The 20,360-nt window shown below is 52.3% G+C and carries 13 protein-coding genes, 1 tRNA gene, 1 rRNA gene and 1 riboswitch; of the genes, 9 read left to right on the top strand and 6 right to left on the bottom strand.

Translation table 11 applies throughout. The features are described from left to right. Positions 1 to 114 precede the first annotated feature (114 nt). Entirely contained in the window at positions 115 to 1,002 is an 888-nt protein-coding gene (locus tag C7A19_RS08300) for a LysR family transcriptional regulator (protein ID WP_069361770.1), read from the top strand. A gap of 144 nt (positions 1,003 to 1,146) precedes the next feature. Continuing rightward, complete coding sequence (locus tag C7A19_RS08295) at positions 1,147 to 2,307, top strand: alpha-hydroxy acid oxidase (RefSeq protein ID WP_077457731.1); 1,161 nt, start codon at positions 1,147 to 1,149, stop codon at positions 2,305 to 2,307. 105 nt (positions 2,308 to 2,412) lie between these two features. Here the strand turns inward: C7A19_RS08295 and C7A19_RS08290 are convergent, their stop codons facing one another. Then, positions 2,413 to 2,961, bottom strand: coding sequence for a single-stranded DNA-binding protein (locus tag C7A19_RS08290; protein ID WP_069361768.1), 549 nt, complete (start codon positions 2,959 to 2,961; stop codon positions 2,413 to 2,415). A 285-nt stretch (positions 2,962 to 3,246) separates the two neighbouring features. On the opposite strand from C7A19_RS08290, the gene C7A19_RS08285 reads away from it, so the two are divergent. From C7A19_RS08285 to C7A19_RS08265, 5 genes are all read left to right on the top strand, one after another. Next, positions 3,247 to 3,954, top strand: coding sequence for a LuxR C-terminal-related transcriptional regulator (locus C7A19_RS08285; protein WP_069361767.1), 708 nt, complete (start codon positions 3,247 to 3,249; stop codon positions 3,952 to 3,954). 63 nt (positions 3,955 to 4,017) lie between these two features. Then, positions 4,018 to 4,983, top strand: coding sequence for a DHH family phosphoesterase (locus C7A19_RS08280; RefSeq protein WP_116644683.1), 966 nt, complete (start codon positions 4,018 to 4,020; stop codon positions 4,981 to 4,983). 180 nt (positions 4,984 to 5,163) lie between these two features. Further along, on the top strand, positions 5,164 to 6,027 hold the full coding sequence (gene galU, locus C7A19_RS08275; protein WP_069361765.1) for a UTP--glucose-1-phosphate uridylyltransferase GalU: 864 nt from the start codon (positions 5,164 to 5,166) through the stop codon (positions 6,025 to 6,027). A 136-nt stretch (positions 6,028 to 6,163) separates the two neighbouring features. Beyond that, the gene (gene uvrA / locus C7A19_RS08270) at positions 6,164 to 8,989 is read left to right on the top strand and encodes an excinuclease ABC subunit UvrA (RefSeq protein ID WP_077659031.1); all 2,826 of its coding nucleotides are present in this window, start codon (positions 6,164 to 6,166) and stop codon (positions 8,987 to 8,989) included. Then, positions 8,989 to 10,659 carry a Wzy polymerase domain-containing protein gene (locus C7A19_RS08265; RefSeq protein WP_116644682.1) on the top strand — a complete coding sequence of 557 codons (1,671 nt, stop codon included), beginning with the start codon at positions 8,989 to 8,991 and terminating at the stop codon, positions 10,657 to 10,659. The genes uvrA and C7A19_RS08265 overlap by 1 nt, the downstream gene beginning before the upstream one ends. On the opposite strand, the gene C7A19_RS08260 is transcribed toward C7A19_RS08265, so the two are convergent. Then, on the bottom strand, positions 10,656 to 11,789 hold the full coding sequence (locus tag C7A19_RS08260; protein WP_116644681.1) for an alanine--glyoxylate aminotransferase family protein: 1,134 nt from the start codon (positions 11,787 to 11,789) through the stop codon (positions 10,656 to 10,658). The genes C7A19_RS08265 and C7A19_RS08260 overlap by 4 nt on opposite strands. Positions 11,790 to 12,052: 263 nt before the next feature. Then, positions 12,053 to 12,240, top strand: a riboswitch (Lysine riboswitch). Between the two features lie 121 nt (positions 12,241 to 12,361). On the opposite strand from C7A19_RS08260, the gene lysC reads away from it, so the two are divergent. Beyond that, positions 12,362 to 13,720: a lysine-sensitive aspartokinase 3 gene (lysC, locus tag C7A19_RS08255; protein ID WP_116644680.1), complete on the top strand. Its 1,359-nt coding sequence runs from the start codon at positions 12,362 to 12,364 to the stop codon at positions 13,718 to 13,720. Between the two features lie 38 nt (positions 13,721 to 13,758). Here lysC and metH read toward each other — a convergent pair whose 3' ends face one another. Next, the gene (gene metH / locus C7A19_RS08250) at positions 13,759 to 17,418 is read right to left on the bottom strand and encodes a methionine synthase (RefSeq protein ID WP_116644679.1); all 3,660 of its coding nucleotides are present in this window, start codon (positions 17,416 to 17,418) and stop codon (positions 13,759 to 13,761) included. 183 nt (positions 17,419 to 17,601) lie between these two features. Between metH and C7A19_RS08245 the strand changes: the two genes are divergently transcribed. Continuing rightward, a complete protein-coding gene (locus tag C7A19_RS08245) occupies positions 17,602 to 18,894 on the top strand; it encodes a sodium:proton antiporter (protein WP_116644678.1) in 1,293 nt (430 codons plus the stop codon). 44 nt (positions 18,895 to 18,938) lie between these two features. Here C7A19_RS08245 and metA read toward each other — a convergent pair whose 3' ends face one another. The 3 genes from metA to C7A19_RS08230 all read right to left on the bottom strand — a co-directional run bounded on the left by metA (position 18,939) and on the right by C7A19_RS08230 (position 20,265). After that, the gene (gene metA, locus C7A19_RS08240; protein WP_077484117.1) at positions 18,939 to 19,886 is read right to left on the bottom strand and encodes a homoserine O-succinyltransferase; all 948 of its coding nucleotides are present in this window, start codon (positions 19,884 to 19,886) and stop codon (positions 18,939 to 18,941) included. A 180-nt stretch (positions 19,887 to 20,066) separates the two neighbouring features. Further along, positions 20,067 to 20,182: ribosomal RNA gene (rrf, locus tag C7A19_RS08235) — 5S ribosomal RNA — on the bottom strand. A 7-nt stretch (positions 20,183 to 20,189) separates the two neighbouring features. Further along, positions 20,190 to 20,265: transfer RNA gene (locus tag C7A19_RS08230), tRNA-Thr, on the bottom strand. Positions 20,266 to 20,360 lie beyond the last annotated feature (95 nt).

Below are 20,360 nucleotides of genomic sequence, written 5' to 3'. Positions count from 1 at the left end.
CTGCTGACTTGGGTCGCCTTTGGGGGCTAATAGCCGCTATTATCAGGCTTGGTTATCATAATGTGAATGCCTAGACCACGAATCGGTGGCTGTCTTTTTACGCAACGAGGACTCATGGACTGGATTACCTGTACACAAAGCTTTATCTGCGTGGTGGATCATGGCTCGCTAGCCCAAGCGGCTACCAAGCTACACACCTCAAGCTCTGCCCTTTCAAAACGCTTAAGCTGGCTAGAGCGCCAATTGGGCGTGCAATTGCTCAAACGCACCACGCGCAGTCTGTCGATGACGGATGCGGGCGATCTCTTCTACCATCGCGCCAAGACGTGGGTCGACGACTGGCAACAATTAGTCAGTGAGACCACCTCCACCTTTGGTGAGGTCAGTGGTGTGTTGCGTATCGGGGCACCATTGGTGACAGGGAACCGCTTTCTGGTCAACTTTATTGCTGAGTTTCTTGAGATTTACCCGAAAATCAAAGTCGAACTCACCACCCTCACCCCTGGTCAGCTGCCGGATCTGAACCTAGACGTGGTGATCAGCCGTGAACTCGAATATTTTAACTCCGCCAGCTACATCGCCGCTAAGTTATTTGATTTTCAACCTGGCTTTTTTGCCGCCCCTGCCTATCTCGAACGCCATCCCCCTATCACCGCGCCCGAGCAATTAACCCAACACAATATTTTGCTGTACGGTAATTCACATCAGCCTCAAGAGCGGGTGTTTGAAGACGGCACCCGCTTACAATTATCCGGGAATTTTGTCTCACCTAACCCTGAAGCCTTAGTCAGTGCTGCCGTGATTGGTATGGGGATCATTTTGGGGGGCGCCGGGACGGTGCAGAAAGAAATCGACCAAGGCTTATTGGTCCCGGTGCTGCCAGCCCTTAAGCAACCACGGTTATCGGCCTACGCCTACTACCCTAAGCTGGAGTACAACCACACCAAAACCAAATTATTCATCGACTTTATTAAACAAAAAGTTAAAGGCTTGTACGTTTAGTGTGCCGTTAAAACATAGGTAATACCAAGCTTCATCAGAGCTTAGCCGATTTTGGAAAAAGTATTTTATCTTTTATCTATATATCGATAACAATCACTGCGCTAGGGTGAGCCAAGACACTCAACGCAACAAGGCACGAGATCCATGGCCTATTATAATCCTAAGTACCCTGATACTCCTTCTCTCAAACGCGCCGCAAAGCGGCGTATCCCCGCGTTCGCCTTTGATTACCTTTGTGGCGGTTGCCATGATGAGATTGGCGTGGCGCACAATGCCGGGGCGTTTGAACACGTAAAACTGCAATCTGACTTGCTTGCGCCGACCCCAGAGATCGACTTATCCGTCGAGTTATTTGGCCAACGCTATGCCGCGCCGTTTGGTGTCGCCCCTGTGGGACTTCAAGGGTTAATGTGGCCCAAGGCCCCGGAAATTCTAGCGAAAGCGGCCTATCAAGCAAAGCTTCCTTATGTACTCAGCACCGTATCCTCAGCGAGTCTTGAAACCATCGCCGAGATCTCTGAGGGAACGGCGTGGTATCAACTCTATAATCCGACGGATGCCAAGATCCGTGAGGATCTCATGGGGCGTATCAAACGCGCAGGGTATAAGGTACTGGTGGTGACCGTGGATGTGCCGACCTTCGGTTATCGTCCGCGCGATATAAAAAATGGCTTGGCGATGCCGCCGAAAATGAACCTGCGCAATATCCTGCAAATGATGAAGTGTCCGGCGTGGAGCTGGCAGACGTTACTGGCCGGCGTGCCTGAGATGCAAACCCTCAAGCCTTATATGCCAAAAAACATGCCCACCAGCGAACTGGCGAACTTTATGAACAATACGGTGATGGGCGCCGTCGACTTCGACAGCCTTAAGGTGATCCGAGATAACTGGGACGGCCCCTTGGTACTAAAAGGCTTGGTTAACCCAGACGATGTCAAACAAGCGGTTGCGCTCGGGGCCGACGCGGTGGTCTTATCCAACCATGGTGGCCGCCAGTTAGATGTTGGCGAGTCACCACTGGATACCATTCAAACCATCAAGCGCTTATATGGCGACAAGATTAAACTGCTGATGGACAGTGGCGTACAAAGCGGCGGCAATGTCGCCCAAGCGATGGCCATGGGCGCTGACTTTACCTTGCTGGGCCGCACTTTTGTCTATGCCTGTGGCGCCGTGGGTCACCACGGCGGTGAGCATGCAATAGACATGCTCACCCAACAAATGACACAAGTGATGGGACAGTTAAAGTGTCCAACGCCGACACAACTGCCACACTTCTTAAAAGCAGGGCCTGGCGTCGCCTAACTCCTTCCGTTCAGTGACCGACCATGCCAAAACGCAAAAAGCCCCAACCGGGGCTTTTTCGTTGCAACAACCTTGGCGTTGACACGCCATTTCACGCCGCGCGTTTTAGAACGGAATGTCGTCGTCAAAATCAGGCAAATCGTTATATTGCTGCTGAGGTTGCGACTGTGGCTGTGGTGCCGACTGTTGTTGCGGTGGCTGTTGGTTAAAGTTTTGCTGTGGTTGCTTAGGCTGCTGAGGCTGTCCCCACCCACCTTGCTGCTGCGGTGACTGCTGCATGGGCTGACCTTGGTTCTGACCACCACGGCCACCCAGCATTTGCATACTGCCACTAAACGGCTGTACCGCGACTTCCGTGGTGTAACGGTCTTGCCCGTTTTGGTCTTGCCACTTGCGTGTCTGCAGTTGACCTTCGATATATACCTGAGAGCCTTTGCGCAGATACTCACCCGCCACTTCGGCGGTTTTACCGAACAGCACAACACGGTGCCACTCTGTTTTCTCACGCATCTCACCGGTGTTTTTATCACGCCATGACTCTGAGGTCGCGAGGCTGAGGTTCGCCACCGCACCGCCGTTGGGGAGGTAACGGATTTCCGGATCGTTGCCCAAATTACCAATCAAGATGACTTTGTTTATGCCACGGCTGGCCATAGGTGACTCCCACTGTTCTTGGTTGCGCGCGAAACGATTTCGCAAACTGGATAAATAAGGAAGAAGTCTAGCACGAGCACCCCAGAGGTTCGAAGCTTTTCCACGCGATCTGTTTCCATATTCTGCAGTTAACGCGTCGGCACAATGGGTTATCCCTCGCAACGTATACCTTAAAGATAAAAATGGTTTAGACTGATGGAAAGCTTGCCCAGCCTTGACGTCGGTGATCACCCCACTGACGTCACGCGCGGATACGCATGTTGAGTCATCATCAGTAGGATGCTTATGAACCAGGCCGAAACCACCTCAGATAGTTACACTCTGCTTCTTATCTCTCAGCCCAGCATGTCTGTGTCTGCACTGATGACATGCTTGGAAAAAGAAATCCATAGCGAGGTTGAGCTCGTCACGCCCGATGCGATCACCGACAAGCTCACCGCCCGCCCAGGCCTGGTGCTGGTCGACTTAAACGCCTTTGATGATATGGCCACCGAGCAGCTAAAACAATCGCTGATCCCCTTTGCCGACCAACATGTCTTTGCGCTGCTCAATGCACATGATTTAAGTGCCAAAGAACTCGCCAGCTGGCCATTTATCAAAGGGGTCTTCAAAAAAGAAGATGAGATCCGGCACCTGTGTTACGGCATCGAAAAAATGTTCTCTGGCGAGTACTGGCTACCCCGTCATAAAATGGCCGCGTTAATTCACTATTATCAGCAGCACCACCAACAAGCGATCGATGAGCAGACCATTGTCCTGACCAACCGTGAACAACAAATCCTACGCCACCTAGTCACGGGCGCTTCCAACCAAGATATAGCCCGTGCATTGGACGTCAGTGAACACACCGTCAAGTCGCATCTTTATAATGTGTTCAAGAAAATCAATGTCAGAAACCGGGTGCAAGCGGTGTTTTGGGCGAAAAACAATTTATCCTTAATTGGCTCAACAGGGCTTGAGGCCTACCCTGGCGCTGACGACGATCACCGCTAGTTGGGCCAAGCTCGTCAATCAAGGTAAGATGGCGCATCACTCAATTAACAAGGAAGTCACGGTATGGGGTTTGATGTCTTTAACGGGGATGCAGATGGGCTTACCGCGCTGGTGCAATGGCGCTTAGCATACCCACAAGCCACCACGTTAGTGACTGGGGTGAAGCGCGATATTGCCCTGTTAAAACAGGTACCCACCGACACCGAACAGGTCACTGTACTCGATATTTCGATGGCGAAAAATCAAGAGCCGCTGGCCACACTGCTCGCCTCGGGCGCGCATGTTTTCTACGCCGATCACCACCAAAGTGGCCCCATCCCTGACTCGCCGTTGTTAGACGCGCATATTCATACCCGTGCCAATACCTGTACCGCGCTTATTATCGACAAGCTTCTCGGTGGCCAGTATCGAGAATGGGCGTTGGTTGGCGCGTATGGCGATAACTTGGATCGTACTGCTAATGCCCTCGCCCGACAGTCGGGTATTGACGAACATACCCGCGCACGCTTAGAGCAGCTCGGCCACTACCTCAATTACAACAGCTATGGCGCGAGCTTGGATGATCTGATTATCCCGCCCGCGGTGTTATACCGCCACCTGTGTGGCTTTTCGACCCCCGATGCTTTTATGCGTGCTTATCCGGACATGGTGATGGAATTAGCTAATGCGTATCAACACGATCGGGAGCGCGCCCAAACCCTCAGCCCCGAGCTTAGCGATGAAAACGCCCAGGTCTATCTACTCCCTGATACCGCATGGGCACGCAGAATCAGCGGCATGCTTGGTAACCAATTAGCCAACCGCCACCCTGACCGCGCCCATGCTGTGCTCACCCCTATGCCCGGAGGAGAGTGGATGGTCAGCATTCGTGCCCCGTTAAATCGCCCCACTGGGGCCGCGCAATTGGCAGAGCAGTTTGTCACGGGCGGAGGGCGGGCCGCCGCAGCGGGGATTAATGCCCTTCCCTCTGCATCCTTATCGGCCTTTACCGATGCATTTATGACACATTTTTCCGCCCATGCGGACTAAGCAACGCGGGTGTGGTCACGCTATCTGGGGGCATTGGTGCGTAGGACTTGCTTAGCCGCACTGAACCCAGCAAACTATTGACCCAGATAACATTGTTAGCAGCCGCTTGCTAGCAACCCGCTTGGTGGTGTCGACCGAATAAAGATCCGTCGCCACCCAATATAAAAGAAAGGATCTGAGATGATTAAAAAATGTCTGTTCCCAGCGGCTGGCTATGGCACCCGCTTTTTACCGGCAACCAAATCGATGCCCAAAGAGATGATGCCAGTGGTCAACAAGCCTTTGATTGAATACGGCGTGGATGAAGCCTTGGAAGCGGGTATCAACGGCATGTGTATCGTCACGGGGCGTGGTAAGCATGCCATCATGGATCACTTTGATAAGAACTATGAGCTGGAACATCAGATCAGTGGCACCAACAAAGAAGTGCTACTCGATGACATCCGCAACACCATCGAAAAAGCCTCTTTCACTTACATTCGCCAACACGAAATGCGCGGTCTGGGGCATGCGATTTTAACCGGCCGTGAACTGGTTGGCGACGAAGCCTTTGCCGTCGTACTCGCCGATGATCTTTGCATCCATCCTGATAACGGCGTCCTCAAACAAATGGTGGCCTTATATAATCAATTCCGTTGCTCGATTGTCGCGGTGGAAGAGGTGCCGGAAGATGAGACCCATAAATATGGTGTGATTGCCGGCCAAGAGATCAAAGATGACCTTTTCCGCGTAGATAATATGGTGGAAAAACCCGATCCGGGCAATGCGCCAAGCAACCTTGCCATCATTGGCCGATATATTCTGACGCCAGATATCTTTGATCTGTTAGAAACGACCCCACCGGGTAAAAACGGCGAAGTTCAGATCACCGATGCGCTGCTCAAACAGGCACAATCAGGCTGTGTACTGGCGTACAAATTTAAAGGTGAGCGCTTTGATTGTGGCAGCGTGGAAGGCTTTATTGAAGCCACTAACCACTGCTACCAACATCACTACCTTGGCGGACGCAATAAAGACGAAGCGACGGTGAAAAATCGCCGATAACGTTAATCGCGTCGGATCGCGTGTTTTCCCCTTCATGTAAAGGCTGTGTAAATATACAGCCTTTTTATTTGGTCATGGTCATGTCTATGCCATACTAGGCGACCAACCAGTGAGCTGACTGAGTAGTAGGATAATAATGGACAATATCGACGTCAGAGGCGCGCGCACGCACAACCTCAAAAACATCAACCTCACCATCCCTCGCGACAAGCTGATCGTGATCACTGGCCTGTCGGGTTCCGGCAAGTCATCATTGGCTTTCGATACCTTATACGCAGAAGGCCAGCGCCGCTACGTTGAATCCTTGTCAGCGTATGCACGCCAGTTTCTTTCCTTGATGGAAAAACCCGATGTTGACCATATTGAGGGCCTGTCGCCTGCCATCTCGATAGAGCAAAAGTCCACCTCGCACAATCCACGCTCAACGGTCGGCACCATCACTGAAGTGTATGACTACTTACGCTTACTGTACGCGCGAGTGGGCGAGCCACGCTGTCCCACTCATGATGTGACCTTGGCCGCTCAGACCATTAGTCAGATGGTCGATAAAGTGCTTGCGCTGCCAGAGGGCAGCAAGCTGATGCTGCTCGCGCCAATCATTAAAAACCGTAAAGGGGAGCATGTTAAGACCCTTGAGAACCTCGCCGCGCAGGGATTTATCCGTGCAAGGATCAATGGCGAAGTGTGCGATCTTTCGGATCCGCCGACACTCGAGCTGCAGAAAAAGCACACCATTGAGGTGGTGGTCGACCGCTTTAAAGTGCGCGATGATCAGCAACAGCGTTTGGCGGAATCTTTTGAGACTGCGCTCGAGCTAACAGGCGGCAGCGCGGTGATCAGTTGGATGGACGGTGAAGGGGAAGAGATCATCTTTTCCGCCAACTTTGCCTGCCCACACTGCGGTTACAGCATGCAAGAGCTTGAACCTCGCCTGTTCTCCTTTAATAATCCAGCCGGTGCCTGTGGTACCTGCGACGGCTTGGGGGTGCAACAGTATTTTGATCCCAAGCGGGTGATTCAAAACCCAGCGGTTAGCTTGGCGGGGGGCGCGATCCGCGGCTGGGATCGGCGTAATTTTTATTACTTCCAAATGCTACGCTCGCTGTCTGAGCATTACGGGTTTGATTTGGAAGAGCCATGGCAGGATCTCTCCGGCACCATTCAGGACATTCTCTTGTATGGGTCAGGGCCGAAAGAGATCGAGTTCAAATACGTCAACGATCGGGGCGATATTCGTGTACGCAAACATCCGTTTGAGGGGATCCTCAACAATATGGAGCGTCGCTACCGTGACACCGAATCGAATGCCGTGCGCGATGAACTGGCCAAATATATCGCTACTAAACCCTGTGCCAGCTGCGGTGGCTCACGCTTACGCCAAGAAGCCCGTCATGTGTTTATCGACGGCCACAACCTACCCGAGATTTGTGAGCTGAGCATTCAACAGGCGCTGGACTTCTTTGAACAACTGACCTTGACCGGGCAACGCGCCAAGATTGCCGAAAAGGTGATGAAAGAGATCCATGACCGGCTACGGTTTTTGGTCAATGTGGGGCTTAACTACCTGAATTTATCGCGCAGTGCCGATACCCTCTCTGGCGGTGAAGCACAGCGTATTCGACTGGCCAGCCAAATTGGCGCGGGCTTGGTGGGCGTCATGTATGTTCTGGATGAGCCCTCTATCGGCCTGCACCAGCGTGACAATGCCCGCTTGCTTGACACCTTGGAGCACCTGCGCGATCTGGGGAACACCGTGATGGTGGTCGAGCATGACGAAGATGCCATACGTGCAGCCGATTACATCATTGATATTGGCCCGGGGGCCGGGGCACATGGGGGCCACATTGTTGCCGAAGGCAGTTTAGAGGACATACTCGCCAGTGAGTCGTCACTAACAGGCCAGTATCTAAGTGGCAAGCAAGCCATCGAGGTGCCCGCAAAGCGTATTGAGCGCGACCCGAACAAAATGTTGACCCTGAAAGGGGCAACGGGCAACAACCTGAAAAACGTTGATCTCCACCTACCTGTCGGACTCCTTACCTGTGTGACGGGTGTGTCAGGCTCAGGCAAGTCAACGCTTATCAATGACACCTTCTTTAAAGTCGCCCACCAGCAATTAAACGGCGCGACCACCGCTGATCCCGCGCCTTATCAATCGATTGATGGCTTGGGGCACTTTGATAAGGTGATCGATATTGACCAAAGTCCTATTGGCCGTACCCCACGCTCAAACCCAGCCACTTATACGGGGATCTTTACCCCGATCCGTGAGCTGTTTGCCGGCACGCAAGAAGCGCGTGCGCGCGGCTATAAAGTGGGTCGCTTCAGCTTTAACGTGCGCGGCGGTCGCTGTGAAGCCTGCCAAGGGGATGGCGTAATCAAAGTGGAAATGCATTTCTTACCCGATGTGTATGTGCCTTGTGATGTGTGTAAAGGCAAGCGTTATAACCGGGAAACATTGGAAGTACGCTATAAAGGCAAGACCATCGATGAAGTCCTTGAGATGACTGTCGAGGACGCGCGTGAGTTTTTCGACGCCGTGCCCGCGATCAAGCGCAAGCTACAGACGTTGATGGATGTGGGCCTGAGCTATATTCGTCTAGGCCAAGCCGCCACCACCTTATCGGGCGGTGAAGCACAGCGGGTCAAGTTAGCCCGAGAGTTGTCTAAACGGGATACGGGTAAAACGCTCTACATCCTCGATGAGCCGACCACAGGGCTTCATTTCCATGATATTCAACAACTGCTTAATGTCTTGCATCGCTTGCGTGAACAGGGCAACACTATCGTGGTGATTGAGCATAATCTGGATGTGATAAAAACCGCGGACTGGATCATCGACTTAGGACCTGAGGGCGGTAACGGCGGCGGTGAAATCATCGCGCAAGGTACGCCAGAAGACATCGTCGATGTTTTGGGTAGCCACACCGCTCACTTCCTCAAACCTATGTTGGAGCGATAATGACCTCAGCGCTGCCGCCGAGTCGCGTAATAAGAAAGCCGCTAACAGCCCCATTTCTGCTTGCGTTAGCGGCCTTGTGGTTAATCTGTTTGCCCCTCTATTCGGTGTCTCTCCCGTTAGTGGGCATTCGCCATCCTGCGGCAGCGTTATCACTACTGACCTTGGCGTTTACATTAGGGTTTGCCTGTTTGGAAGTCGTGCGTCAACATACCTGGCGGGCAAGCCGACTGACCTGGATGCTTGGTTTGGCAACGGGCCTGGCGATTATTCCTTATTACTATCCGCACGCAGAGGCACTCAATAGCGGTTATGCTATGGCCGCCTTGATACTGAGCCTCGGTTTCTTCTCCAGCCTTCAGCAGTTTGTTTTTAACCATTCGCAGCGGCAAAAGCTACTCGGGGTATTTTTGCTCGCCTCTTGGCTCGCGGTGCTGTCGGTGTTGGGCAATCAATCACCTCCGGGCATGGCACCTTTTATGTTTAACAACTGGGTGCCTCACTTGCCCCCAGCGGTCACGCATACCCTGCTGCTCACGGGGCTGACGTTAGCCGCATACATTCTCGCCAGAGAGCCGAGTGGCCGCTATCGCCACCCTATCAGCCAAAGCTTATTGGCCGTCACCCCCTTCATTTTTATTCCCGTATTAGCGATGCAAGGCCAGCCCCTGCTGCTGCTCTTTGCCTTGTGTGCCGTCGTGTTACAGCAAGCCTATTTGGCTCGCTTTGCCTCCAGGCGCCAGCACAAAGCCTGGCTTGTGGCGGTCTGTCTCGGCGCTATCCTGGCGGTATTTTTCCTCAGTGGTCAAGATAATTGGCAATGGCTGAGCGCCAGCGAGCAACGTGCGTTGTTGTTAGCGTGGCAACAATGGCAGACAACGCCGTTTTTTGGGGTAGGCATGGGGAATGGCAAGCAGGCCTTGCTATTGCTTTCTGCTTCACAACCCGGCCATCTGGGTCCAGTGAACCTGCCCAGTGCACTGCTATTTTGGCTGTTGGAAGGAGGCTTATTGATTGGATTGGGCTATGTGTTGGTGATCATGGCTATCGGCGTCAGGATCTTTCGTGCGCCCTCAGGAACACGGCGGATCTTGATTGCTTTAGTGCTTCCTCCGCTCACAGGACTGATGATCTATCCGGTGAGCGGCACCCAGTGGTTTAATGGGATATTGTTACTCCTTTGGCTATACTGGCTTGATAACCTCACCAGCAAATATCGCCGCTACCCGGTACTCACTCATGGTTACAGCCAACGTGTGGCCAGTCGCACCGTGATCACTGCCCTCGTCATCACGACACTCGTGTGCCTGTCATCCGTATATTTGGCCAATCGTTATTTGCGCGACTCTTTACTCAGCTCGCAACGTTTTGCCTTATACCAGCAACATCCATGGTGGCAGCAAAAGCTCGCCCACGCACAACAAAGCCGTCACTTTCAGGCTAATTTAGCAACTCTGTCTGACACTGAGCGCCAGCAACATCTTAACCAATTATTGCGCCAAGTCGCACAACGACCACGCTTTGCTGGCTATCAGCATGCCTATCAAGTGGCCCTACAAATCGGTGACCGTCAGCGGGCTCGCGATATCCAGCAAGAAGCACGTTACTTGTATCCAAACGCGGCGAAGGTATGGACAATCCGCCATACCCTACCGGATCATTCGACGCCCTAGCGCAATGCCTCTTCAAGGGCTTTAAGGCACAGGGCAATGTTCTCATCCCTTGCGCCGTAGCCCATTAAGCCGATTCGCCAGGCTTTACCCGCCAAATCACCGAGGCCAGCGCCAATTTCCAAGTTATAGGTGTGAAGTAAATGCTGGCGCACGGCGGCATCATCCACGCCCTCAGGAATATAAACGGCGTTAAGCTGGGGCAAACGATAAGGTTCATCGACCACAAAGCCAATCCCTAAATTGTCCAATCCCGCTTTCAAACGCTGATGCATGGTATCGTGGCGTTGCCACGCGTTCTCAATCCCTTCGTGATACAGTTTGAGCAGGGCTTCATGTAGGGCATATAAACTATTCACGGGTGCCGTATGGTGGTAGCTACGTTTGCCGTCGCCGCTCCAATACCCCAGCACCAAACTTTGATCGAGAAACCAGCTTTGCACCTTGTGAGTCCGCGCCTGCATTTTTTCTACTGCACGGGGCGAGAATGTCACTGGCGACAAGCCCGGTACACACGACAAACATTTTTGACTGCCTGAATAGACTGCATCTAATTGCCACTCGTCCACCTTCAACGGCACGCCACCGAGTGAGGTCACCGCATCGACAATGGTGAGGCAGCCGTGTTCACGTGCCAAGGTGGCAAGGGCCTGTGCATCAGAGCAAGCGCCTGTGGACGTCTCCGCGTGGACAAATGCGACTATGCTAGCCTCCGGGTGCGCCTTCAAGGCCGCTTCAATCTTTTCAGGATTAACCGGAGCGCCCCAGGCATCATCAACCATGACCGCATGTGCACCACAACGCTCCACGTTTTCTCGCATCCGGTCGCCAAACACGCCATTGCGACAGACGATCACTGTGTCGCCAGGCTCCACCAAATTGACAAAACAGGCTTCCATCCCCGCACTTCCAGGTGCAGAGACCGCAATGGTAAACGGATTGTCGGTTTGAAAAGCGTACTGCAGTAGCTGCTTGACCTCATCCATCATGGCAATGAATAAGGGGTCAAGATGCCCCAATGTCGGCTTGCTCAATGATTGCAGCACCGACGGGTAAATGTCAGAGGGCCCTGGCCCCATCAATGTGCGAGCGACGGGTTGAAAAGACTGAATATCGGAAATTGCACGAGCCATCACGAATCCTTGTTGTTGGTACCGAGGCTCACCGTTATAGCATATTTTTTCGCCATTCCCCTAGCCTCTGGCACATGAACTGTGTGATCGCTAGCGGCGATTCGCTTTTCTTGTCAGTGTCGATAGGGCGTGATGGCCTCCTCTTGCCTAGGTGAGATGCTGGTGCTGGGCAGTGCTCCCATCGGGCGTAAAAACACGGTTGACACCCTGCGATCACACCCGTAATGTTAAAACTGTTCATGCGGTTACCAACCCATGACTGAACATGCAGAAGAGGTGCATTTCTCAGGCAGTTATCAAGCGGAGCCCCACTCCTAAGCATGATAACCAGGGGAGACAATGCCGAGGTGGCGTACGATCGGGGTCGATACGCTGCCGGCCTTGAAGGCTGAATCCTTCAGGCTGTCACTTGTCATCCATATGGAAAGACAGGTGGAGCGCTTCTGGCAGACTACACCTGCCGTTTGCTCTTCCTATCCTTGTCGCGGTATTTATCGCGGTCACGATGTGACTTCTGATGTTCCCCATCATTTTTAATTTATTGACTCTGCTAGCCAGAGAGGGGAAAGGACGTGAGGCCATTACCATCAATTTCAGTCGCTAAATTTGGCGGCACCAGTGTCGGAACGCTAGAGGCGATGCAGCAAAGCGCCACTGTTATCGAGCAAAACCCGCAAACCCGTTTAATCGTGATCAGTGCGTGCGCCGGTGTGACCAACCACTTGGTCGCGCTGGCAAAAGGGATCAGCGACCCTGACGTGCGCCAAGCCAAGTTGGACGCCATTCATGCCATTCACCAAGCCATATTGCAGCAACTTCCTGATTGCCAAAACACGCAAGCAGCAGTCGAACACTGGCATCTCGCCATTGCCGAGTATGCCGAAAAAGCGGCCATCACCCCTGACACAGCGTTAACGGATGCGTTGGTGGCCTGCGGCGAGCTGATCTCGACCCATATTTTCACTCATTTACTCAATAGCCGAGGAATGGCAACAATACGGGCCGATGCGCGTGAATTGCTGCGCACCGACAGCCAGTTTGGCTGTGCCCAGCCTGACCCACAGCAGACGCGAACACAGTGCCACGACCAATTGCTTCCGCATTTAGCCACACACCGAGTGGTCACCCAAGGGTTTATCGGCGCGGATGCCCACGGACAAACCACCACCTTAGGCCGTGGTGGTAGCGACTACAGTGCCGCACTGTTCGCCGAAGCCGTGGACGCAGAGAGTTTGGCCATTTGGACTGATGTACCGGGGATTTATACCACCGACCCGCGGATTGCCGACCAAGCGCGCCCAATCAGTGAAATTAGTTTTAGCGAAGCCTCAGAAATGGCCACGTTTGGTGCCAAAATCCTGCACCCATCCACCTTAGTGCCTGCAGTGCGCCAACATATTCCTGTGTTTGTCGGGGCTGCGAGCGCGCCTGAGCAAGGCGGCACCTGGATCCGCGAACAAGCGCACTCGGCACCGCTGTTTCGTGCCGTCGCCTTACGACGAAACCAAACCATGGTGACACTGACCAGCTTAAACATGTTCCATGCATATGGCTTTTTGGCCAAAGTATTTGAGGTTTTGGCACGATTTGAAATCTCGGTGGACTTGATCACCACCTCGGAGGTCAGTGTCGCTTTAACCCTTGATCAAACCAACACTCAGGGCGACGCACCGCAGCTGCCAGAAGCGGCTATCGCCGAGCTGACCCAGTTATGTCATGTCGAGATCTGCGAGAACCTGGCGGTGGTGGCGCTGATTGGCAATGATATGAATCATACTGCTGGCGCGACAGCGCCGGTGTTCAGTGCCTTAGCACAACACAAACTACGCATGATTTGCTACGGTGCCAGCAACCACAATGTCTGTGTTGTGGTTGAAGATGACGATGCCACCCAGGTGGTGCAGCGGTTACACGCGGACTTATTTGAATAATAAAGAAGCCAGCACAGCCAATGTGCTGGCTTCTTTCGTTAGCCGTTTAAGTTCGGCCCGAGCCATTTTTCCGCTTCTTCGCTGCTCCACCCTTTGCGTGCTGCATAGCTGTCTCGCTGATCGTTTTGGATCTTCGCCACCGCAAAGTAACGTGACTCAGGATGGGAAAAATACCAACCTGAGACTGACGCCCCCGGCCACATCGCGTAGCTTTCAGTGAGTGTCATCCCCGTATGCGCTTCTACCGATAGCAATTGCCAAATTTTGCCTTTCTCACTGTGTTCAGGACAGGCGGCATAACCCGGCGCTGGCCGGATCCCTTGGTATTGCTCGCGGATCAGCGCGTCGTTATCGAGCGTCTCATCGGGCGCATAGCCCCACAAGGTGATCCGAATTTGCTGATGGAGGTACTCTGCAAAGGCTTCTGCGAGTCTATCGGCGACCGCCTGGATCATGATCGCGTTATAATCATCCCCTTTCGCTTTGTATTCTTCCGCCAAGGCATATTCGCCAATACCACCTGTGACCGCAAATGCGCCAATCCAATCCGGCTGGCCACTGCTTGTTGGCGCAATAAAGTCCGACAAGCAATAGTTGGCACCACGTGGCTTTTTCGTTTGCTGCCGCAAGTGGTTCAGTACGGTGAGCGTCGCTTGGCGAGACCCATCCTCATAGACCTCAATATCATCATCAATGCTATTGGCAGGAAAAAGGCCACACACCCCTTTTGCCGCCACTAATCCTTCCGCTTCGAAACGATCGAGCCAAGCATTGGCGTCTTGATACAAACGACGGGCTTCTTCCCCCACCAGTTCGTGATCCAAAATCGCAGGGAATTTGCCACTGAGTGACCACGTCATAAAGAAGGGTGTCCAGTCGATATACTGACGTAAGGTTGCTATCGAGACATCATCGTAAACGTGCACGCCCGGCTTCGCCGGTTGCGGAGGCACATAGTTTGTCCAATCCGTTTGCCACTTGTTATCGCGTGCCTGCTCAAGGGTTACCGGTGCCGTGCGCGGGGTTTTACGCTGGTGCTGCTCACGTACAGCGGCATAGTCTTTAGCTAAACGGGCCACAAAATCCGGTCGCTGCGTATCGGATAATAACGAGGCGCATACCCCAACCGCACGCGACGCGTTGGGCACATAGACCACGGGCGCATGGTAATGCTGCTCAATTTTCACCGCGGTATGGGCTTTGGACGTGGTCGCGCCGCCAATCAGCAGAGGAATATCAAATCCTTGGCGCTCCATCTCTTTCGCCACGTTCACCATCTCATCTAACGATGGGGTAATCAGGCCTGATAAACCAATAATATCGACGTTTTCTTCTCGGGCCGCCGACAGGATTTTATCGGTCGGCACCATCACGCCGAGATCAATAATCTCGAAGTTATTACATTGCAGCACCACACCAACAATGTTTTTGCCAATGTCATGCACATCCCCTTTGACCGTGGCGAGCAAGATCTTGCCATTGGTCTGTCCTTGCTGCTTTTCAGCATTGATGTAGGGCTCAAGGTAGGCCACTGCCTGCTTCATCACCCGTGCCGACTTCACCACTTGTGGCAGGAACATCTTGCCTTCACCAAATAAGTCCCCGACCACGTTCATGCCTGCCATCAACGGGCCTTCAATCACTTCTAGAGGTTTACTTGCCGCGGCGCGAGCCAGCTCGGTATCTTCAACAATAAACTCGGTAATGCCTTTGACCAGTGCATGTTCCAACCGCTTTTCCACTGGCCAACTACGCCACTCTGCAGTTTCTGCGACCTCGCTCTCCCCGCTATCGCGATAGCTGTCGGCGATGTCCAGCAAACGCTCTGTCGCCCCATCGTCTTTGTTGAGCACCACATCTTCCACTGCTAGGCGCAAAGACTCGGATAAATCATCATAAATCGCCAATTGACCGGCATTGACGATCCCCATGTCCATGCCATTTTTGATGCAGTGATACAAAAACACCGCATGAATAGCCTCACGGACGGGATTGTTGCCTCGAAACGAAAACGACACATTGGAGACGCCGCCCGAGATCATGGCATGCGGCAGAGTTTGTTTAATGTCGGCCACCGCGTTGATGAAATCAACCGCGTAGTTATTGTGCTCGTCAATGCCGGTGGCAACCGCAAAAATATTAGGATCGAAAATAATGTCTTCCGGTGGAAAGCCGACTTGCTCGACCAGAAGGTGATAGGCCCGCGTACAGATTTCCACTTTCCGCGCCTGGGTATCAGCCTGTCCTTGCTCATCAAACGCCATCACGATCACTGCCGCGCCATAGCGACGGACTAAACGTGCTTGGTGTAGAAAGGCTTCTTCTCCTTCTTTGAGCGAAATAGAGTTGACGATGCCTTTACCTTGAATGCACTTGAGGCCAGCTTCAATTACCTCCCATTTGGAGGAATCAATCATCACAGGCACACGGGCAATATCCGGCTCCCCCGCGCAAAGGTTGAGAAATCGCACCATGGCCTGTTCGGCATCCAACATGCCCTCATCCATATTGATATCGATGATTTGGGCGCCGTTCTCCACTTGCTGCAATGCCACTTCAAGCGCTTCGTCATATTGCTCCTCAACGATTAAGCGTTTAAAGCGTGCTGAGCCGGTGACATTGGTGCGCTCCCCCACGTTGACGAACAAGCTATCAGCATTAATGGTCAGGGGCTCGAGCCCAGACAAACGGCATGCCACAGGATGATCAGGAAGCGCGCGTGGCGCATGTTGCTTCACCGCGTCGCTAATCGCTTGAATATGTTCGGGCGTAGTGCCACAGCACCCCCCGACCAAGTTGATAAAGCCAGACGCCGCCCACTCATCAATGTGTGTCGCCATCTCTTCGGGAGAAAGATCATACTCGCCAAAGGCGTTGGGCAACCCCGCATTGGGGTGGACGGAGACAAAGCCCTCACAAATGTCGCTCAGCTCTTTGACATACTGGCGCAATTCAGCTGGCCCAAGTGCGCAGTTTAAGCCAAACGACAGTGGCTCGACATGACGCAACGAGTGATAAAAAGCGGCGGTAGTTTGTCCGGATAAGGTGCGTCCAGACGCATCAGTGATGGTGCCGGAGATCATAATGGGTAGCCGAAAACCCCGGGCATCAAAGACCTTCTCAACCGCAAACGCGCATGCTTTGGCATTCAAGGTATCAAAAATGGTCTCCCACATGATGATATCAACACCGCCGTCAATGAGCGCTTCGGTGGACTCGGCATACACGTCGACTAACTGATCAAAGCTGACATTGCGAAAGCCCGGGTCATTCACGTCTGGAGAGATTGAACACGTTCGGTTCGTCGGCCCTAACACGCCCGCGACAAAACGGGGTTTATCCGGCGTTTTCGCCGTCCACGAATCAGCAACCTCACGCGCAAGCCGAGCTGCCGCGCCGTTGATTTCCGCACTCAGCGCCTGCATGTCGTAATCAGCCATCGCGATTTGGGTGGCGTTAAAGGTGTTGGTTTCAATAATGTCCGCGCCCGCCGCCAGATAATCACTGTGTAGCGAAGCGATCTTATCAGGCTGCGTCAGCACCAAGAGATCATTATTACCTTTCACATCACAGTGCCAATCTTTAAAACGTTGGCCACGATAATCGGCTTCGCTCAGTGCCAAACCTTGGATCATGGTGCCCATGCCACCATCGATCACTAGAATACGGTCGCGCAGTTGCTGTGTTAGTCGGTTCATACTATTACGCTTATCATCTTCCTCGTTGCAGTCATTTCATCCTACCACAGCGAAAATGGAAATCTAGACGTCTATAAATAACAATTTATTTTGATCTATTTCAATTCAGCTGTTCGTTTTGAAAGCGATTTCTATTAATATTTCGACACACTTTTTCATTCCCTCGTTGCACTAGGAAGCGGCATGTCAACCTACGCAATCCTCAGCTTTATGGCTGCTGCAGCCATCTTAATCGCTTTTATTAATAGTAAAATCAGCCGAGTACAAACCACGATCGCCATCACCGCTAGCTCGCTCCTACTGTCTTTGCTGATAGTGATCGCCGGTCAATACCAAGCCATTCCACTAAAAGCCATGGCCGAGCAGATACTGACAGATATCCACTTTGATACGTTTTTGCTCAAAGGCGTCCTCGGCTTTTTGCTCTTCGCAGGGGGGATTGGCGTCAAGCTTCCCTCTTTCTCCGACCAAAAGTGGGAGATCACAACCCTGGTGATCGGCGGGCTATTGGTCTCTGTGTTGTTAATCGGCTCCGGTATCTGGGGCGTGTTTCAACTGATTGGCATCCCCTTTGATTTCCTCTACTGCCTGTTATTTGGCGCGCTGATATCGCCCACCGACCCAATCGCTGTGCTTGCTATCGTCAAAAAGCTGCAAGCACCGACGCGGATCACCACACAAATTGAGGGAGAGTCATTATTCAATGATGGTGTGGGTATCGTGATCTTTGTGACCCTTTTTACCCTAGCCTTTGGCGACAACAACCCGACGGTGGGCGGTACCATTGCCTTGTTTTTACAAGAAGCCGTTGGCGGGGTTTTATATGGCCTAGTGCTGGGCTATCTTTTCCATCGCTTGATTTGTGCCACTAACGATCACTCGATGGAATTGTTATTAACGCTGGCTATCCCCAGCGCTGGCTATGTCTTGGCCGATATGCTGCATGTCTCTGGCCCGCTGGCAATGGTGGTATCGGGGATCATGATCGGTAACTGGACCCGCTTTATTGGCTTTTCCAAAGAAAGTGAAGATCACCTCGACCACTTCTGGGAATTAGTCGATGAATTTCTTAACAGCCTACTCTTTCTCCTCATCGGGGTTAGCTTGCTGCAAATCAGTTTCCATAAAGAAGACTGGATCATTATGGCGGCGGTGGTGCCTATTGTGCTTCTCGCCCGTTTTATTAGCGTGAAAATGTGCTATCTCGGTTTCAACCGCTTTCGTTCTTATAACCCTTGGGCGGTGCGTATATTAAGCTGGGGTGGGTTACGTGGCGGTCTCGCACTGGCGATGGCGATGGCCGTGCCCGCTGGCATCATGGTGGTGCCGGAAAAAAATATCGATGTCCGCGAGCTGATCCTCATCATGACCTACGCGGTGGTGGTGTTTTCCATTTTGGTGCAAGGCTCAACCATGACAGGCATGGTTGATAAAGCAAACGCAGCACAAGACGAAATGGATACACATCAAACCTAAATCCACACAGCTCCCTCAGCAAAAGGCGTCCGCGGGCGCCTTTTTTATTCATCCAGGGTAAAGTTAGACGCAGAGAAGGTATCCAAGTCGAAGGGCGTTTGCTGGTAAACACAATAGTTCAGCCAGTTGGCAAACAGTAAATGGCCATGGCTGCGCCAACTCACATACGGTGGCTGCGAGGGGTCATCATCCGGGTAATAGTTAAGGGGAACCGCTGGCTCCATCCCTTCTTCTAAATCCCGATGATATTCATGATGCAAGCTATGAGAATCATACTCAGGGTGACCGGTGACAAACACATTGCGCTTATCTTTCGTCGCCGCCAGATAGGTACCCGCTTCATTAGAGGTTGCTAAGATGTCGAGATCCGTATGCTCTGCAAGATAGTTAGGCGAAAAATCCGCATAGCGCGAGTGGGGCGCTAAGAAACTATCATCAAAGCCGCGTAATAGCGGATGTTTGCATAAGTCAGCATTAATGTCGTGCTGATAGACACCCGATAACTTCTCCTTACGAGTTTTCTTAGGCAAGTCGTAAAGTAGCTTTAAGCCTGCTTGCGCGGCCCAACAGATATAGAGGGTTGAAGTAACGTGTTGGTGCGCCCAATTCATCACATCCTGTAAATGCTCCCAGTAAATCACATCCTCGAACTGTACCAACCCGAGTGGCGCGCCTGTCACGATAAGACCATCGAAATTACGTCCGCGAACGGCCTCAAACTGACGGTAGAAGGTATCGAGATGCTCGGTTGGCGTATTTTTGCTTGGCCGGTTATCTATCCGTAAAAGCTCAACATCCACTTGCAAAGGACTGTTAGAGAGTAGACGCATAAATTGCGTTTCCGTCTCGATTTTCTTTGGCATCAGGTTGAGCAGCAGCACCTTCAACGGGCGGATGTTTTGACTCACCGCGCGCGTCTCGGTCATTACGAATATGTTTTCACGCCTTAGGATATTAGTCGCGGGGAGCTGATCCGGGATTTTAATCGGCATCACTGCCTCCTAGAGATGTTTAGACGTCCAGATATCTAATAACATAACCTAGTCACTGATTAAGCTCAAGCAGTGATCACCCTTAGACCAACATTGTTTTAAGCATAGGAGAAGACAGTATTGATAAGAAAGATAGAAACGAAAAAAGCCCCCCGCGAATGCGGAGGGCTTCGAAAAAACTCTTGGCAGTGACCTACTCTCACATGGGGAGACCCCACACTACCATCGGCGCAGCAACGTTTCACTTCTGAGTTCGGCATGGGTTCAGGTGGTGCCGTTACGCTATGGCCGCCAAGAAAATTCTGGTGCTGATAGGCAGATTTGAACTGCCGACCTCACCCTTACCAAGGGTGCGCTCTACCAACTGAGCTATATCAGCGAAAACGCGTCATCAAAGTCTTACGTCAACCTGCTTTGATACTTTAATCCGTTTTTGCCTTCAGATTTTTCCAAAAATCTGAAAACAAGAAAGCA

Origin of the sequence: Salinivibrio sp. HTSP, assembly GCF_003390965.1 — a bacterium.
Taxonomy (GTDB): Bacteria; Pseudomonadota; Gammaproteobacteria; order Enterobacterales; family Vibrionaceae; genus Salinivibrio; species Salinivibrio kushneri.
Note: the sequence above shows the minus strand (reverse complement) of the source record. Positions and strands in the feature narration are given on the sequence as shown.

What these genes read in the sequence shown, in the direction of transcription:
- C7A19_RS08300 (WP_069361770.1), top strand. Translation starts at nt 115, where the DNA reads ATGGACTGGATTACCTGTACACAAAGCTTTATCTGCGTGGTGGATCAT.
- C7A19_RS08295 (WP_077457731.1), top strand. Translation starts at nt 1,147, where the DNA reads ATGGCCTATTATAATCCTAAGTACCCTGATACTCCTTCTCTCAAACGC.
- C7A19_RS08290 (WP_069361768.1), bottom strand. Translation starts at nt 2,961, where the DNA reads ATGGCCAGCCGTGGCATAAACAAAGTCATCTTGATTGGTAATTTGGGC.
- C7A19_RS08285 (WP_069361767.1), top strand. Translation starts at nt 3,247, where the DNA reads ATGAACCAGGCCGAAACCACCTCAGATAGTTACACTCTGCTTCTTATC.
- C7A19_RS08280 (WP_116644683.1), top strand. Translation starts at nt 4,018, where the DNA reads ATGGGGTTTGATGTCTTTAACGGGGATGCAGATGGGCTTACCGCGCTG.
- galU (WP_069361765.1), top strand. Translation starts at nt 5,164, where the DNA reads ATGATTAAAAAATGTCTGTTCCCAGCGGCTGGCTATGGCACCCGCTTT.
- uvrA (WP_077659031.1), top strand. Translation starts at nt 6,164, where the DNA reads ATGGACAATATCGACGTCAGAGGCGCGCGCACGCACAACCTCAAAAAC.
- C7A19_RS08265 (WP_116644682.1), top strand. Translation starts at nt 8,989, where the DNA reads ATGACCTCAGCGCTGCCGCCGAGTCGCGTAATAAGAAAGCCGCTAACA.
- C7A19_RS08260 (WP_116644681.1), bottom strand. Translation starts at nt 11,789, where the DNA reads ATGGCTCGTGCAATTTCCGATATTCAGTCTTTTCAACCCGTCGCTCGC.
- metH (WP_116644679.1), bottom strand. Translation starts at nt 17,418, where the DNA reads ATGAACCGACTAACACAGCAACTGCGCGACCGTATTCTAGTGATCGAT.
- C7A19_RS08245 (WP_116644678.1), top strand. Translation starts at nt 17,602, where the DNA reads ATGTCAACCTACGCAATCCTCAGCTTTATGGCTGCTGCAGCCATCTTA.
- metA (WP_077484117.1), bottom strand. Translation starts at nt 19,886, where the DNA reads ATGCCGATTAAAATCCCGGATCAGCTCCCCGCGACTAATATCCTAAGG.